The following is a 15,332-nucleotide window of genomic DNA, read 5'->3' as shown; positions in this document are numbered from 1 at the left end:
TTTTCTTGGTCTATAGCTTGCCAACGGTATTTAATTCTTATTTCCTGTAAAGCTTCTGTAGCCAATTTTTGAACGTGAAACCGGTCGATGACGCGAGTTGCATTAGGAAAGGATTTCTTGGCAATCAAGCCTATATTTCTTGCCATATCAAGGGTTATCTCGGTGACTAGATTTCGTTGTTTCAGAGGGATTTTTTCAATGATAGCGATTACCGTTTCAGCTGTAGTTTCGATAACCATTGCAACTATAGCTCCTTTTTTCCCTTTGGCAGCTTTATTGGTTAGGCGGATTCAAGTCATAAATGCAACTTGACCATTATTATTTAATGAATGTATAAAAACTTCGTTTGGGGTTTTATACCCAAATCTTTTCCTAGGTCTGTTATTTAATTTGTCTTCCGCATTTTGTACTTGTATGTCTGTTATGTTTTCAAAATTCATCCCTTTTGGGAAATACTGTCTTATCAATCCGTTCATGTTTTTATTTGAACCTCTTTCCCAACTATGATAGGGTTTTGCGAAATAATAATCTATTTCTAAGATTTCAGATACCTTTTGATGTTGTGCAAATTCCTTTCCGTTGTCAGATGTAATTGTCTTTAAAAATGGTGTCCAATCTTGGAGTGCGTCTATTATTGCTTGATTTACTTCTGTCGCTTCTTTGGATTTCAATTTTCGTATTTTAGCTACTCCTGTTGCCCTGTCATTGATTGTCAACAAAGCTCCTTTGTGTCCAGCTCCAATCATTAAGTCTATTTCTAAGTCTCCAATTGTCTTTCTTTCTTCTACGCTTTTGGGTCTTTGGTCGATATCTACCCGACCGATTATCTGACCTCGCTTATCCTTTGACGCACTTCTTTTTCTATAAATCTTCCCTTGGGAACGTAACGAAAGATGTAAGTCACCCCCTTGTTTTTTGTCTTTCCAAATGTATTGATAAATTCTTTCATGAGAAACACAATTGAGTCCTTGCTCTTTTGCTCTTCCCACTATTTGCTCTGGACTATATTCTTGTTTAATCCAGTGCTCAACAAAATCCTTAACTTCTGTGGTAAATCGAATACTCTTCTTTTTATCGGAATGTCTTTCTTCACACCTACGGTGGGCTAAGGTCGCTCTGTACTTGTTGTTTCGCTTATCACAATTCCTTTTTATTTCTCTATAAATTGCGGAAACATCTTTTTTTAATCGTTCAGCTATTTCTAGTTTTGAATAATTTTCATTCAACAATGTTTCAATTATGTATCTTTGCTCTTGTGTAATTTGGCTCATGCTTTGCAATTTTTGGTCGAGGAGCAAGTAAGGCTAAATTTACCATTCAGCAAAAGGGGAAAAGAATTAATTTTCTTTTCTCTTTTCTGAAAAAAAATAACCAAACCGCAACTTCCAAATGTTGCATTTATTAATTGAATCTAAGTTATAATTGTAAAGAGTTCGCCATTAGATAGGGAGGTTTCGTCTATCGATAAGGGTTTACCAATGTTTTCAGGAAAAATAAGCCATTCTTTTGCGTGTGGTTTTTGATTCCAGATTTTAAAATCACTTAAGAAATCTTTGTATTGATGTTGTAGATTCTTACCGCTTACACCATAGAAAGAGGCTATAGCTTTGCAATCATTAGGCTTGGAATCTATTGATTTCTTTTAAAAAAGACGCGAACTCCTGTGTTACCCGAGTTCCGTCAGCTACTAAATTCCTCCCGATAATTATCGGGACTAAATACAACTTGTCCACTATCTTCGTTAAGCCATCTTCTGCGGGTGATATATAGATAAACTTGATGTCCACGAATAGGAAAATCTTGAACAGTTATCTCATCAAAGAATCCCTTGGAGCTTAATTTATATTGACGATATTCTTTTGGAATTGAATTAATCTCTTTTAAATAAAGATGAAGAATATCTTCTCCTTTTTTATAAGAAGTAAGTTCAAAGTATTCAACTATAATTTCTGGTAACAATAACTTGAGAAGTTCAACAAAAGAATCTTGCATTTGTATTAAATTTTAAAATGCAAATATCTAAGTTTAATATTTCCCCACAACATTTAGACTTGATACTTTTTTTATGCTCTTATCTGAACGGGTGCTTATTTGTTTAGGCTTGGTTTAATTTATTGTTAAATCATTTTATTTGAGAGGCATTCTTTGTGCGGTTCTAAATGATTTAATTGTATAATGTGTATTTTTGTATTCTAAAATAAATTTTAAGATGAAAAAACTAGTTTTAATTTTGACAATGGTTGTGATGTCAAGTTTGCAAGCTCAAGAACGACCTAAATTGGTTGTAGGGATTGTTGTTGATCAAATGAAAATGGAATATTTATACCGTTTTTCGAGTGATTTTTCAGCTGACGGGTTTAAAAGGTTAATGGGTAATGGGTATGTTTTTCAGAATATGCATTATAATTATATGCCTACTTATACTGCTCCGGGTCATGCCTCTATATATACAGGGACCACTCCAGCGTCTCATGGAATTGTAAGTAATGAATGGTTTAGTAGAAAACTGGGTAGAGATATGTACTGCACAGATGACGCTAGTGTGAGTACGGTAGGTGATGGTACAAAGGAAGAAGGTGAAATGTCACCTAAAAACTTATTAACTACAACTATAACTGATGAGTTGCGTATGGGGACAAACTTTAAAGGTAAAGTGATAGGTTTGAGCCTGAAGGATCGTGGTGCTATTTTGCCAGCGGGACATTTTGCAAATTGGGCTTTCTGGTACAGTAAAACTGGTTCATTTATTTCGAGTACTTTTTATGGTGATAAATTACCTGATTGGGTACAGAAATTTAATGACGAGAAACATTATATGCCATACATTAATAAAGGGTGGGATTTATTGAAACCAAAAGTAACTTATGATGAGAGTTTAGAAGATAATAATCCTTATGAAGGGAAGTTGTATAACAGTACAGCTCCTGTTTTTCCTTATGATTTGAAGGATATGTATACCAAGAATGATGCAGGTGTATTGCGTTCTACTCCTTATGGAAATAATTTGCTAGCTGAGTTTGCTATGAAAGCTATAGAAAAAGAAGAATTAGGTAAGGATAATATTACTGATTTTTTAACGGTTAGTTTTTCTTCTACTGATTACGTTGGGCATTTGTTAGGTCCTAGATCTATGGAATTGCAAGATACGTACTTACGATTGGATCAAACGATAGCTGAATTTTTGCATTATTTGGATAAAACTGTTGGTAAGGATAATTACTTATTGTTTTTAACTGCGGATCATGCAGGTGCTGAGAATGTTAATTATTTGAAAGATCATAAATATAATGTGAATAGTATAAGTCCAAAAGATATCAGAAATAATCTAAAAGATTTTTCTATGAATACATTTGGTGCTGATTTGGTTTTAAATTACGGTAGTTTTAATTTATTTTTCAATAAAGAATTGATCAAAACTAAAAATCTTGATTTAAATGTGGTTAAAGAGGCGTTTAAAGGATATTTGATGACTCAAGATTATGTGAAACGAGTGTACACTGAAGAAGAAGTATTAAATTCAACAGGGAATGATTATTACCTGAATTTTATAGCTAAAGGGTATGATGTTACTCAAAATGGGGATTTAATAATTCTGGATAAGCCTGGATATATTGAATACCAAGGTACAGGTACATCTCATGGTACAACTTATACTTATGATACTCACGTTCCTGCTATTTTTTACGGATGGCATATCAAAAAAGGAGAGTCGTTTAATAAGAAAGAAATCACTCAAATAGCTCCGACAATTGCACAGAAGATTAAAGTTTCTTTTCCGAATGGAACAGAAGCTCATGTTCTAGAGGAAGTTTTAAAAGACTAGGTTATGAGAGAAATGAAAAAAGGTGTATTTTTTAAAATACACCTTTTTTTTGACTTTATGATTAAACAGTAGTTGCTACTGGTAATGGGATTTGATTTTTTAATAAATCTTCAAATGTTTCATGAGCACGTATGAGGTGGCCTTGTCCATTCATCCACAGCACTTCAGCTGGTTTGTACCTTGAGTTGTAGTTAGAAGCCATTGAATAGCAATAAGCGCCTGCATTTCTAAAACTTAAGATGTCTCCTTCTTTAATTTCTGGAATTCTTCTATTATTTGCAAAAGTGTCTGTTTCACAAATGTATCCTACGATAGAGTAGAAGCGTTCTTTTCCTTTGGGATTAGAGATGTTATCAATGTGATGTTGTGAACCATATAACATCGGTCTGATTAAATGGTTAAACCCACTGTCAACTCCTGCGAATACGGTTGATGTAGTTTGTTTGATTACATTTACTTTTACTAAAAATGAACCTGCTTCACTTACTAAAAATTTTCCTGGTTCAAAAATCAACGTTAATTCTTTTCCGTATTCTGTACAGAAAGCATTGAATCTTTTAGAAAGTTTTTTACCTAATTCTTCAATATCTGTTTCGATATCATCTTTTTTGTAAGGCACTTTAAATCCGCTACCGAAGTCTAGGAACTCTAAGTTTTTGAAGTTTTTAGCAGCATCGAATAAAATTTCGGCAGCATATAAAAATACTTCTATATCTAAAATATCTGAACCAGTATGCATGTGAATACCTACAATGTTCATTTTTGTATTTTCAACAATACGAACAAGGTGTGGTAATTGGTGAATTGAGATTCCAAATTTACTATCAATATGTCCAACAGAAATGTTTGTGTTTCCTCCAGCCATTACGTGTGGATTGATACGAATACAAACAGGAACATTAGGATGTTTAGCTCCAAATTGCTCCAATATTGATAAGTTGTCAATATTGATTTGAACTCCCATTGCGTTTACTTCTTCAATTTCTTCCAGAGAGACGCCGTTTGGTGTGTAAAATATCTTTTCTGGGTCATATCCTGCATGAAGTCCTAATTGTACTTCTTGTATTGATACGGTATCTAGTCCAGATCCCATTTCTTTAAGTAGTTGTAAAATCGCAACATTAGACAATGCTTTCATTGCATAATTGATACGTAACTTTTCAACCTTAGAAAATGCTTTTGTTAATCTGTTGTATTGTGATTTTATTTTATCGGCATCATAAACGTATAATGGACTGCCAAATTGTTCTGCTAGGTGAAGTAAGTCTTTTGATTGCATTGTTATTATTTTTAAGCAAATTTATTATTCTTTATTTGTTCTCACAAGCGATTATATGATTTCTAACAAATTGTAACAAAAAGTTGTAATTATAACAATAAACATGTTTTTTTGTTATAATGTGGTTTGGGTAAAGGATGAAACTGGATAGCCCACAGTCGCTGGAGTTTTTACGAAAGCGACGAGGACTAGCAGCGTCCCGATAGCTATCGGGAGCGAGACCATGCAGAAACGATAGTGGATGCATGGGTACCTCCAAAATAGAAAATGACTGTCAAAAAAAATATTTGACAGTCATTTCTAGATTGTTTATTTGGTATTATAAACTTGGTAAATCGCCAGTTCCCTTGGTAGGTAAATTAGTTGATCCCATTAAGTATAAGTCTACTTCACGTGCTGCTTCTCTACCTTCGGATATTGCCCAAACAATCAATGATTGTCCGCGACGCATGTCTCCCGCGGTAAAAATATTTGGCTTGTTTGTTTGATAATTTGTTGCTTTGTAATTGCTTCTCATATCTGTTTCAAGGCCTAATTGCTCGCTCAGTGTTTTCTCTGGTCCAGTAAATCCTAAGGCAAGTAATGCTAGATCACAAGGCCAAGTTTTTTCGGAACCTTCTTTTTCGATTAATTCCGGTCGTTGTCCTGGAGTTATTTTCCAAGCTACTTCAACCGTTTTTAGACCTACTAATTCTCCTTTATCATTAGCGATAAATTCTTTAGTGTTTATTAACCAATTTCTCTCACAACCTTCTTCGTGTGAAGAGGATGTTTTTAATTGTAAAGGCCAATAAGGCCATGGTGTAGTCTCGCTTCTACCTACTGGAGGTTTAGGCATGATTTCAAAATTTGTAACTGATTTAGCACCTTGTCTGTTTGAAGTTCCAACGCAGTCAGATCCGGTGTCTCCACCACCAATAACGATTACATCTTTACCAGTAGCTTTAATTTGGTCAGCGATTTCTTCACCATAAAGCACTTTTGTTTGTTGTGTTAAAAAGTCCATTGCTTGAACCACTCCTTTTGTTTCAATTCCTTTAGTAGGTAAGCTTCTTCTCTCAGTAGCACCACCACATAAAACAATCGAATCGAATTGATTTAATTCATCTACGCTATAGTTTACCCCAACATTCACATTAGTTTTAAAAGTAATTCCTTCTAATTCTAATACTTTTACTCGACGGTCAATGATTCCTTTTTCTAATTTGAAATTTGGAATTCCGTAGCGTAATAATCCACCTATTGCATTGTCTCTTTCGAAAACGGTTACAGTATGTCCAGCACGATTTAATTGTTGTGCCGCTGCTAATCCTGCAGGTCCAGAACCAATTACGGCTACTGTTTTCCCTGTTCTTGTTTCGGGAGTTTGTGGTTTAATCCAACCTTCGGCAAAACCGCGTTCGATAATATTTTTTTCAATATTTTCGATAGCTACAGGCTCTTCAATAATTCCTAGTACACATGATTTCTCACAGGGAGCAGGGCATAAGCGACCTGTGAATTCTGGAAAGTTATTGGTAGATTGTAAAATCTCCAAGGCGCTTTGCCATTCTTCTTGATGCACCATGTCATTAAAATCAGGAATTAAATTTCCCAATGGGCATGAGCTATGGCAAAATGGGATTCCGCAATCCATACATCTTGAACCTTGTTCTTTAATTTTATCTTTAGGTAACGCGATCGTAAATTCGTTATAATTTACTACACGTTCCGGTACTGCTATATTACTTTCGTCTGTTCTATCGTATTCTTTAAATCCGCCTATCTTTCCCATAACTATGCTGTTGCTATTAGTTCTTCAATTTTGTTTTCTTCTGCTAATCTTTGTAATGCTATTTTATAATCTCTTGGCATTACTTTGATAAAGTGTTTTTGTTGGTTGTCCCAGTCTTCCAAAATTCTTTTTGCTAATGGACTATTGGTATACATTGAATGGTTTTTAATTAAACGTTTTAGTTTGCTTAAGTCCTCATCTTCTAATGTTTCTAAGGCAACCATTTCCATATTGCATAAGCCATTTTCAAATTGTTTTTGTTCGTCAAAAACATAGGCAACACCACCACTCATACCAGCAGCAAAATTACGTCCCGTTCTTCCTAGCACGACAACTGTACCTCCAGTCATGTATTCACAACCATGATCTCCAATTCCTTCCACAACGGCTGTTGCTCCAGAATTTCTAACGCAGAAACGTTCTCCAGCCATACCATTAATGTAGGCTTCCCCAGTGATTGCACCATAAAGGGCTACGTTACCGATGATGATGTTTTCTTCCGGTTTAAATGTAGCTGTAGGTGGTACTTTGATAATTAATTTACCTCCAGAAAGTCCTTTTCCTAAGTAGTCATTACAGTTTCCATGAATTTTAAATGACAATCCATTGGTTGCAAATGCACCAAAACTTTGGCCTGCTGAACCTGTGAAATCTACTAAAATAGTATCTTCAGGTAAACCTTGCGCACCATAGATTTTTGAAATTTCATTACTTAATATGGCACCTACAGAACGGTCTGTATTTTTAATATCAAATGTAACTCTAGTTTTCTCTTTTCTATAAATAGAAGGAATAGCTGCTTTTATAATTTCAAAATCAAGTACATTATCTAATGCGTGATCTTGAGTTGTTGTATTGTGATTTGGAACCGTTTTCGCTTTTTCAGGCTTGTATAAAATAGTAGATAAATCTAATCCGTTTGCTTTATAATGCTTAATTGCTTTATTAACATTCAGTTTTTGTGATTGTCCTACCATTTCTTTCAAGGTTCTGAAACCTAATTGAGCCATGATTTCTCTTAACTCTTCTGCAATAAAATACATGAAGTTAATAATGTGCTCTGGTGTTCCTTTGAAATTTTTTCTTAATTCTGGATCTTGAGTTGCTATACCTACTGGGCAAGTATTTAAATGACAAGCTCTCATCATGATACAACCTGATGCAACTAGTGGGGCTGTAGCAAAACCAAATTCTTCTGCTCCAAGCAATGCTGCAATTGCAACGTCACGACCTGTTTTAAGCTGTCCGTCACATTCTAATACAACACGACTTCTTAAGTCATTTAAGATTAATGTTTGTTGTGCTTCGGCTAAACCAAGTTCCCAAGGAATACCTGTATGTTGTAATGAAGTTAAAGGAGCAGCTCCAGTTCCTCCATCGTATCCAGAAATTAAAATCACATCAGCTTTCGCTTTAGCAACTCCGGCAGCAATTGTTCCAACACCAACTTCTGATACTAATTTTACGTTTACACGTGCATCACGATTTGCATTTTTTAAATCGAATATTAATTGAGATAAATCTTCAATAGAGTAAATATCGTGATGTGGAGGAGGAGAAATTAATCCAACATAAGGAGTTGAATTTCTAACTTTCGCAATCCAAGGCACCACTTTTTCACCAGGTAATTGACCACCTTCTCCAGGTTTAGCCCCTTGAGCCATTTTTATTTGAATCTCTTTGGCACTAGTCAAATAATTGATTGATACTCCAAAACGACCAGAAGCAACTTGCTTAATAGCACTGTTTTTAGAATCTCCATTTAATTCTTTTTGGAAGCGTTTAGGATCTTCTCCACCTTCTCCAGAATTACTTTTTCCACCAATTCTATTCATGGCAATTGCCAAGTTTTCATGAGCTTCCTGGCTGATAGATCCATAAGACATCGCTCCAGTTTTGAATTTTTTCACAATTTCTGTCCAAGGCTCTACTTCGTCAATAGAAATTGGATCTAAATTATTAAATTCGAATAAACCTCTAATAGTCATTAAGTTTGAGCTTTGCTCATTGACCATTGTAGAGTATTCCTTGTAACTTTCCGGACTGTTTAAACGTACTGCTTGTTGTAATTTTGCAATAGTTGTAGGGTTGAACATGTGTTTTTCACCAGTTCTTCTCCATCTGTAAATCCCTCCAATTTCTAAAGGCAAAAGATTTGCTATTTTAGAATTTGGAAATGCTTTTTGGTGTCTTTTCTTAACTTCTTTTTCAATTTCATTCAATCCAATTCCTTCGATTCTAGAAGGCGTATAAGGGAAATATTTTGTAGAGAAAGTTTTATTAAGACCTAATATTTCAAAAATTTGAGCAGCTCTATACGAATGTAAAGTAGAGATACCAATTTTATTCATGATTTTCAAGATTCCTTTTGCAATCGCTTTGTTGTAGTTCGCAATCGCATAATCAGCTTTTATATCTGTAATAAAACCTTTGTCAACTTGTTCACGTATAATTTCGTTTACTAAATACGGGTTGATAGCACTTGCTCCGTAACCAAATAATAATGCGAAATGGTGTGGTTCACGTGGTTCAGCAGATTCAATTATGATTCCAAATTTTGAACGAACTTGTAGTTTATTCAATGAATGGTGAATATAAGAACAAGCTAATAACATTGGTATTGGGGCCATTTTCTCAGTCACACCTCTATCCGAAAGTATGATGATATTATGTCCTTCGCTAACTGCTTTATAAGTGGCTTGAACACATTTTTCAAGAGCACGCTCTAAGCCATTTACTCCTTTTTCTATTTTATATAAAGTCGAAATAGAAGCCGATTTAAAATCAGGATGGTCAATGTTTTTTATTTTATCTAAATCCTCTTTAGAAATAACAGGGTTTTGGATTTTTAATTTTTTACAATGTTTTGATTCAATATCAAAAATATTGTAATCGCCACCAATTGCTAAACTAATATCTGTAATTATTTCTTCACGAATACCGTCCAAAGGTGGGTTTGTAACCTGAGCAAATAACTGTTTGAAATAGTTGTATAAAAGTTGCGGTTGTTCTGATAAAACGGCTAATGGAGTATCATTACCCATTGAGCTAATTGCTTCAGCACCATTAGCACCCATTGGCGTTATGATGGTTTTAACATCTTCAATTGAGTAGCCAAATAAACGCAATCTCGTTTCGAAATCAATATTTTCTGTTGGAGTTTCGTTATTTGTATAAGGAACTTTAGCTAATGGAAGAAGATTCTCATTCAACCATTGTCTGTATGGACGTTTAGTAACAACTGCATTTTTTATCTCATCATCTTCAATGATACGACCTTCATTCATGTCCACAAGGAACATTTTTCCTGGCTCCAAGCGGCCGTGTTGCACCACATCTTCAGGATTTATATCAAGAACTCCAATTTCTGAAGCCATAATTACAAAACCAGATTTTGTCAATGTATATCGAGAAGGACGAAGTCCATTTCTATCTAATAATGCACCAATCACATTTCCATCGGTAAACGGAATAGAAGCAGGGCCGTCCCATGGTTCCATGATACAAGAGTTGTATTCATAGAATGCTTTCTTTTCATCCGACATAGTTTGGTGTTTTTCCCAAGCTTCAGGAACGACCATCATCATAGCTTCTGGAAGGGTACGTCCAGTCATTAATAACAATTCGACAACCATATCCATAGAAGCTGAATCTGATTTTCCTTCTAATATAATAGGGAACATTTTTTTGATGTCTTCACCAAAAACGTCACTTTGCATCAACTCTTCACGAGCACGCATTCTGCTTACATTTCCACGAAGTGTATTGATTTCACCATTATGGCACATGTACCTAAATGGTTGTGCTAATTCCCAAGAAGGAAATGTATTAGTAGAAAAACGTTGGTGTACTAATGCCAAACGAGTAACTAAATCAGGATCTTTTAAGTCTGTGTAATATCTGCTAATATCTTCAGGCATTAATAGACCTTTATATATTATAGTTGTTGTCGATAAACTAGAGAAGTAAAACATATGACTTTCTGAAGTTTTAGATTTCAGAATTATATGTTCACCTATTTTTCTAGCAGCAAATAATTTAGCGTTGAATTGTTGTTCAGTCAATTCTAAACCATTTTTACTAATAAATACTTGTTTTACTGTTGGTTCTTTTTCGGCAGCGATTTGTCCTAAGTTCGTCACATCAACAGGAACATCTCTCCAACCTAAAACTTTTAAATTTTGGTCTTTAACTGTTTGTTCAAATGTGTCCATGCAAAATTGTGCTTGGTTTTGTTTCTTTGGTAAGAAAACCATTCCAACTGCATATTCTCTTGTTGCTGGAATTTCAAAGTCACATACTTTTTTAAAAAAATCATGAGGAATATCAAAAAGGATTCCTGCTCCATCTCCAGTTCTTCCGTCGGCACTTACTGCTCCACGATGTTCTAATTTAATTAAAATGTCGAGTGCTTTATGGATAATGTCGTTAGATTTTACTCCGTTTAAATTACATATAAATCCTGCGCCACAGTTGTCGTGTTCAAATTCCGGCAAATAAAGGCCTTGTTCTTTAACTTTCATGCTGTATAATTTTTTTATACAAAAATAAAGATTTCGTTGCATAAAATGTATCGAAAACGGGTATTATCCTTTATTTTTATAGTAATAATAGAAAAACGTTTGTTTTATGGTAATAATGATGTAGAAGCGCTTATGTATTATTAAATCGTCAATTTGGTTTGTTTTGAATTGTCTTAGTTCCTTATTTATTAGTGTTTTTGTCAAATTATTGCTTTTTATTTCAATCGTTATAGTGGTTTGTGGATCCTTTTAATTATTTTGGGTTTGTTGTTAAATGGGTCATTTTTTGGTCTATTTTTTTTAAAGTAAAGACTTTAGAAATTTAATTCAGAAAAACATTTCTCAGTTTAGATGAATTTTGCTATTTTTGTGCCACTTATATTCTGAAATAACTTCAGAATCCAGACAAATTCTATATTATGAACATACACGAATATCAAGGAAAAGAGATTTTAGCTAGCTACGGAGTTCGCATTCAACGCGGAATTGTTGCTAATAGTCCAGTAGAAGCTGTTGCTGCTGCTAAACAATTAACTACTGAAACGGGAACGAGTTGGTATGTTGTAAAAGCACAAGTTCACGCAGGTGGTCGTGGAAAAGGTGGTGGAGTTAAGCTTGCTAAAAACCTACAACAAGTTGAAGAAATTTCAGAACAAATTATTGGAATGCAGTTGGTAACACCACAAACATCTGCTGAAGGTAAAAAAGTACATAAAGTTTTAATTGCTGAGGATGTTTATTATCCAGGTGAATCTGAAACTTCAGAATTTTATGTTTCTGTTTTATTGAATAGAGCTACTGGTCGTAACATGATTATGTATTCTACTGAAGGTGGAATGGATATTGAAGAAGTTGCTGAGCATACTCCTCATTTAATTTTTACTGAAGAAGTTGATCCTTCTGTTGGATTACAAGGTTTTCAAGCGAGAAGAATTGCTTTTAACTTAGGTCTTTCTGGAAATGCTTTCAAAGAAATGGTAAAATTCATCGACTCTTTATATAATGCATATATTGGATCTGATGCTTCGATGTTTGAAATCAACCCGGTTTTAAAAACATCTGATAATAAAATAATGGCTGTAGATGCTAAAGTAAATATCGATGATAATGCTTTATACAGACAAAAAGTTTATGCTGATATGCGTGATATCCGTGAGGAGAATCCAATTGAAGTAGAAGCTAAAGAAGTAGGATTAAACTACGTTGATCTTGATGGAACAGTTGGATGTATGGTTAACGGAGCTGGATTAGCAATGGCAACTATGGATTTAATTAAATATGCTGGTTTTGAGCCTGCTAACTTCCTTGACGTAGGTGGAACTGCTGATGCTAAACGTGTTGAAACTGCTTTCCGTATTATCTTAAAAGATCCTAACGTAAAAGCAATTTTAATTAATATTTTTGGAGGTATTGTTCGTTGTGACCGCGTGGCACAAGGAGTTGTTGATGCTTACAAAAACATGGGTGATGCTATTAAAGTGCCAATCATTGTTCGTTTACAAGGTACAAATGCAGCTATTGCAAAAGAATTAATTGACAATTCTGGAATGCCAATTTTATCTGCTGTTGAATTTCAAGAAGCAGCTGATCAAGTTAAAGCGGCGCTTTCTTAATTAGAAAATAAATAATACTAAAAAACCTGTTAGTTTTGCTAACAGGTTTTTTAATGCTTAAAAATCAATCTAAATTTCTTTATAATTGATTTTGTGTAATTATGTTAATGAACCATTTTTTCAATCGATGCTGATTGGTAAATATGGAAACCAGTTTCATCCTTTTGAGCTATTAATTCTAATGCTTTAGCGACTGTTTTACTTTCAATGGGTTTGTAATTTTTTAGTTTTCCAATAAGTAGAAATGAGAATGCTTTCATAAGGAAGCCTCCTGTTTTTTCGGCAAATCTAAACTCATTACGGTTTCCTAAAAGTAGAGAAGGTCTCAGTATTGTTACACTTTTGAATGCAGACTCTTTTAAAAACTGTTCAATCTCTCCTTTGGTTTTTAGATAAAAATTAGTAGAATCCTGATCAGCTCCCATGGAGGATATCAGTAGAAATTGGTTAACACCATTTTGTAATGCTGCTGTAGCAAACTGTTTTGGGTAATTATAATCTACTTTTTTAAATGCTTCCTTACTTCCTGCTTTTTTAATAGTTGTTCCTATTGTGCAAAAAAAGTCATCTCCTTTCACCAATGATTCGTAAGATTCGGGTTTGTCAAAATTTATGATTTGAACTTCTAATTTTGGATGCTGTACATCTATTTCCCTTTTGCTAAAAGCAATAACTTTACTGTAATTGTCGTTTTTTAAAAGAAGTTGTAGTAATTCAGAACCTATTAAACCAGTGCTTCCTATAATCAAAGCGGTTTTCATAAATTATCCTTTATTGTTTTTTCCAAAATTGAATTTTACTTTTTCTACAACCTGTGTTTTGTTATTTCCTTTTGGAAATTGTTTTTTGAATGGTTTTTTAGCGGCGCTCTTTTGAGACGGCGCTTCATCTCCTCTAGACTTTTCTTCATCTCTAGGTTTTGCCTTAAATTCAGTTCTTTCCTTTGTAGTTGCTTTAGCAGGAATTTGAGCTTTGTGTTTGGCTAAAACATCATTAGGGTTTTTAGGGTTTTCTTTGGTACCACGTAAATGTATTACTAATCCGTTAAGAAAATTACGTAAAACTTGGTCCCCACATTCCATGTAGTTCTCATGTTTTTCGTCACGGAAAAAAGCTCCTAATTCTGATTTTGTAATTCTGAAATCTACTAGCTCTAGAATTTCAACTATTTGGTCGTCACGAAGCATTAAAGCTACTCGTAATTTTTTGAAGATATCGTTATTTGTCATCATATTCTATTTTTTTACAAAGGTACGTTTTAAAACGAATAGGGCACTAATTTTAGTTTGGGAATTAGAATTGGTTTAAGATGCTGATAATTTGGTCTAGATCCCTTTTTTTATGGTTTGCTGTAATCACAATTCGGTTCAAATCTTTAATTCCCGAAGCGTATTTAAAATGGGCTATAATTATTTTATTTTTGTCTAAAAGTGTATTGATTTCTTCTTTTTCAATATAAATTAAAGGGTATTTACTGCTGAAAAGAAATGCTTTGCTTTTTTTTAAATTTGTTTTAAGATAATCTAAGTTGTCTTTTAGTTTACGATGCTGTTTGATATATAGTTTTTTTGCATCTGGAATGGTCTGTACAAAAGCTGGATTCATACCCGCGCTAGCAATGAAGCTATCGTTGGCTCTTATTTGTTGAATGAATTGTGCGTCACTTGCAATAAAGCCACCTGTTAAACCGAATGCTTTGCCTAGTGAGGAAATCATTATTTTCCGTTTGATATTAGGATAATTTACTTTCGAAAAAATACCATTTCCGTTCTTTCCAAGTAAACCGAGTGAGTGTGACTCATCGATTACCAAGGTGATTTCTTTATGGGGCGGAATCAGTCGTAAAAATGATAAATCAACTGCTTTTGTGCAGAATGAAGGTACAGCATCTGTGAGGATGGTGATTCTTTCTTTGGCGGCGTCATGCAATCTGGGATTCATTTCATTTTCTATAAAAAACGGAATGCTGTTCCCGCTTTTGATAGCGGTATGCACATTGTTGAAATGATAAAATTGATCTGTATGAGTTTGCAAACTTTCAATTACTATTTTTCCCGCAAGCATGCCTGAAGTAACTGTGATTGATGCTTCGGATTTTATGAATTTAGCGAGGAATTTTTCGCCATTTTCGTATGCTTTCAATTCAATGTTGGCGCTTCTTGAACTGCCGTAAGCTGTTCCCCACTGCAAGATGTTTTTGATTAAAATTTGTTGAAATTTTTTATTTGTAGGTAATCCAAGGTAGGCTGTTCCGCCAAAGTAAAGATAATTGTCTTCTCCGGTAGTCAAGATTCGATTGGGGAAAGCGTTGATTTTCATT

Annotated in this window: 11 protein-coding genes; 2 read left to right on the top strand and 9 right to left on the bottom strand. The window is 34.2% G+C overall.

Features of this window, described 5'->3' with window-relative positions; all coding sequences use genetic code 11:
* The 3 genes from H8R24_RS14565 to H8R24_RS14555 all read right to left on the bottom strand — a co-directional run.
* Positions 1–248 (bottom strand): transposase (locus H8R24_RS14565; protein WP_317173681.1); only part of this gene is annotated, 248 nt, incomplete at its 3' end.
* Positions 249–290: 42 nt separating this feature from the next.
* The gene (locus H8R24_RS14560) at positions 291–1,271 is read right to left on the bottom strand and encodes an IS30 family transposase (RefSeq protein WP_187020331.1); all 981 of its coding nucleotides are present in this window, start codon (positions 1,269–1,271) and stop codon (positions 291–293) included.
* A 409-nt stretch (positions 1,272–1,680) separates the two neighbouring features.
* Positions 1,681–1,992, bottom strand: a complete 312-nt coding sequence (locus H8R24_RS14555; RefSeq protein ID WP_225876829.1) for an ISAon1 family transposase N-terminal region protein — start codon at positions 1,990–1,992, stop codon at positions 1,681–1,683.
* 217 nt (positions 1,993–2,209) lie between these two features.
* On the opposite strand from H8R24_RS14555, the gene pafA reads away from it, so the two are divergent.
* Positions 2,210–3,823: an alkaline phosphatase PafA gene (gene pafA, locus H8R24_RS14550; RefSeq protein ID WP_187020334.1), complete on the top strand. Its 1,614-nt coding sequence runs from the start codon at positions 2,210–2,212 to the stop codon at positions 3,821–3,823.
* Between the two features lie 61 nt (positions 3,824–3,884).
* Here pafA and lysA read toward each other — a convergent pair whose 3' ends face one another.
* From lysA to gltB, 3 genes are all read right to left on the bottom strand, one after another.
* On the bottom strand, positions 3,885–5,102 hold the full coding sequence (gene lysA, locus H8R24_RS14545; protein WP_187020337.1) for a diaminopimelate decarboxylase: 1,218 nt from the start codon (positions 5,100–5,102) through the stop codon (positions 3,885–3,887).
* 319 nt (positions 5,103–5,421) lie between these two features.
* Complete coding sequence (locus tag H8R24_RS14540) at positions 5,422–6,876, bottom strand: glutamate synthase subunit beta (protein WP_187020339.1); 1,455 nt, start codon at positions 6,874–6,876, stop codon at positions 5,422–5,424.
* Positions 6,877–6,878: 2 nt separating this feature from the next.
* Entirely contained in the window at positions 6,879–11,399 is a 4,521-nt protein-coding gene (gltB, locus tag H8R24_RS14535; RefSeq protein ID WP_187020342.1) for a glutamate synthase large subunit, read from the bottom strand.
* A gap of 419 nt (positions 11,400–11,818) precedes the next feature.
* Between gltB and sucC the strand changes: the two genes are divergently transcribed.
* Positions 11,819–13,012, top strand: coding sequence for an ADP-forming succinate--CoA ligase subunit beta (sucC, locus tag H8R24_RS14530; protein ID WP_187020346.1), 1,194 nt, complete (start codon positions 11,819–11,821; stop codon positions 13,010–13,012).
* A gap of 104 nt (positions 13,013–13,116) precedes the next feature.
* Here the strand turns inward: sucC and H8R24_RS14525 are convergent, their stop codons facing one another.
* The 3 genes from H8R24_RS14525 to H8R24_RS14515 form a co-directional block, all read right to left on the bottom strand.
* A complete protein-coding gene (locus tag H8R24_RS14525) occupies positions 13,117–13,773 on the bottom strand; it encodes an NAD(P)H-binding protein (RefSeq protein ID WP_187020348.1) in 657 nt (218 codons plus the stop codon).
* Between the two features lie 3 nt (positions 13,774–13,776).
* Entirely contained in the window at positions 13,777–14,241 is a 465-nt protein-coding gene (locus H8R24_RS14520) for a DUF1456 family protein (protein ID WP_187020376.1), read from the bottom strand.
* A gap of 64 nt (positions 14,242–14,305) precedes the next feature.
* Positions 14,306–15,331 (bottom strand): aminotransferase class I/II-fold pyridoxal phosphate-dependent enzyme, encoded by a 1,026-nt coding sequence (locus H8R24_RS14515; protein ID WP_187020350.1) that lies wholly within the window; start codon positions 15,329–15,331, stop codon positions 14,306–14,308.
* Between the last annotated feature and the right edge of the window lies 1 nt (position 15,332).

The organism is Flavobacterium muglaense (assembly GCF_014305155.1).
In the GTDB taxonomy this organism is placed as follows: Bacteria; Bacteroidota; Bacteroidia; order Flavobacteriales; family Flavobacteriaceae; genus Flavobacterium; species Flavobacterium muglaense.
The sequence above is the reverse complement of the archived record's forward strand: the minus strand, read 5'-3'. Positions and strand labels throughout refer to the sequence as shown.

Coding starts and splice junctions, on each gene's coding strand:
- H8R24_RS14560 (WP_187020331.1), bottom strand. CDS start 1,271: ATGAGCCAAATTACACAAGAGCAAAGATACATAATTGAAACATTGTTG.
- H8R24_RS14555 (WP_225876829.1), bottom strand. CDS start 1,992: ATGCAAGATTCTTTTGTTGAACTTCTCAAGTTATTGTTACCAGAAATT.
- pafA (WP_187020334.1), top strand. CDS start 2,210: ATGAAAAAACTAGTTTTAATTTTGACAATGGTTGTGATGTCAAGTTTG.
- lysA (WP_187020337.1), bottom strand. CDS start 5,102: ATGCAATCAAAAGACTTACTTCACCTAGCAGAACAATTTGGCAGTCCA.
- H8R24_RS14540 (WP_187020339.1), bottom strand. CDS start 6,876: ATGGGAAAGATAGGCGGATTTAAAGAATACGATAGAACAGACGAAAGT.
- gltB (WP_187020342.1), bottom strand. CDS start 11,399: ATGAAAGTTAAAGAACAAGGCCTTTATTTGCCGGAATTTGAACACGAC.
- sucC (WP_187020346.1), top strand. CDS start 11,819: ATGAACATACACGAATATCAAGGAAAAGAGATTTTAGCTAGCTACGGA.
- H8R24_RS14525 (WP_187020348.1), bottom strand. CDS start 13,773: ATGAAAACCGCTTTGATTATAGGAAGCACTGGTTTAATAGGTTCTGAA.
- H8R24_RS14520 (WP_187020376.1), bottom strand. CDS start 14,241: ATGACAAATAACGATATCTTCAAAAAATTACGAGTAGCTTTAATGCTT.
- H8R24_RS14515 (WP_187020350.1), bottom strand. CDS start 15,331: ATGAAAATCAACGCTTTCCCCAATCGAATCTTGACTACCGGAGAAGAC.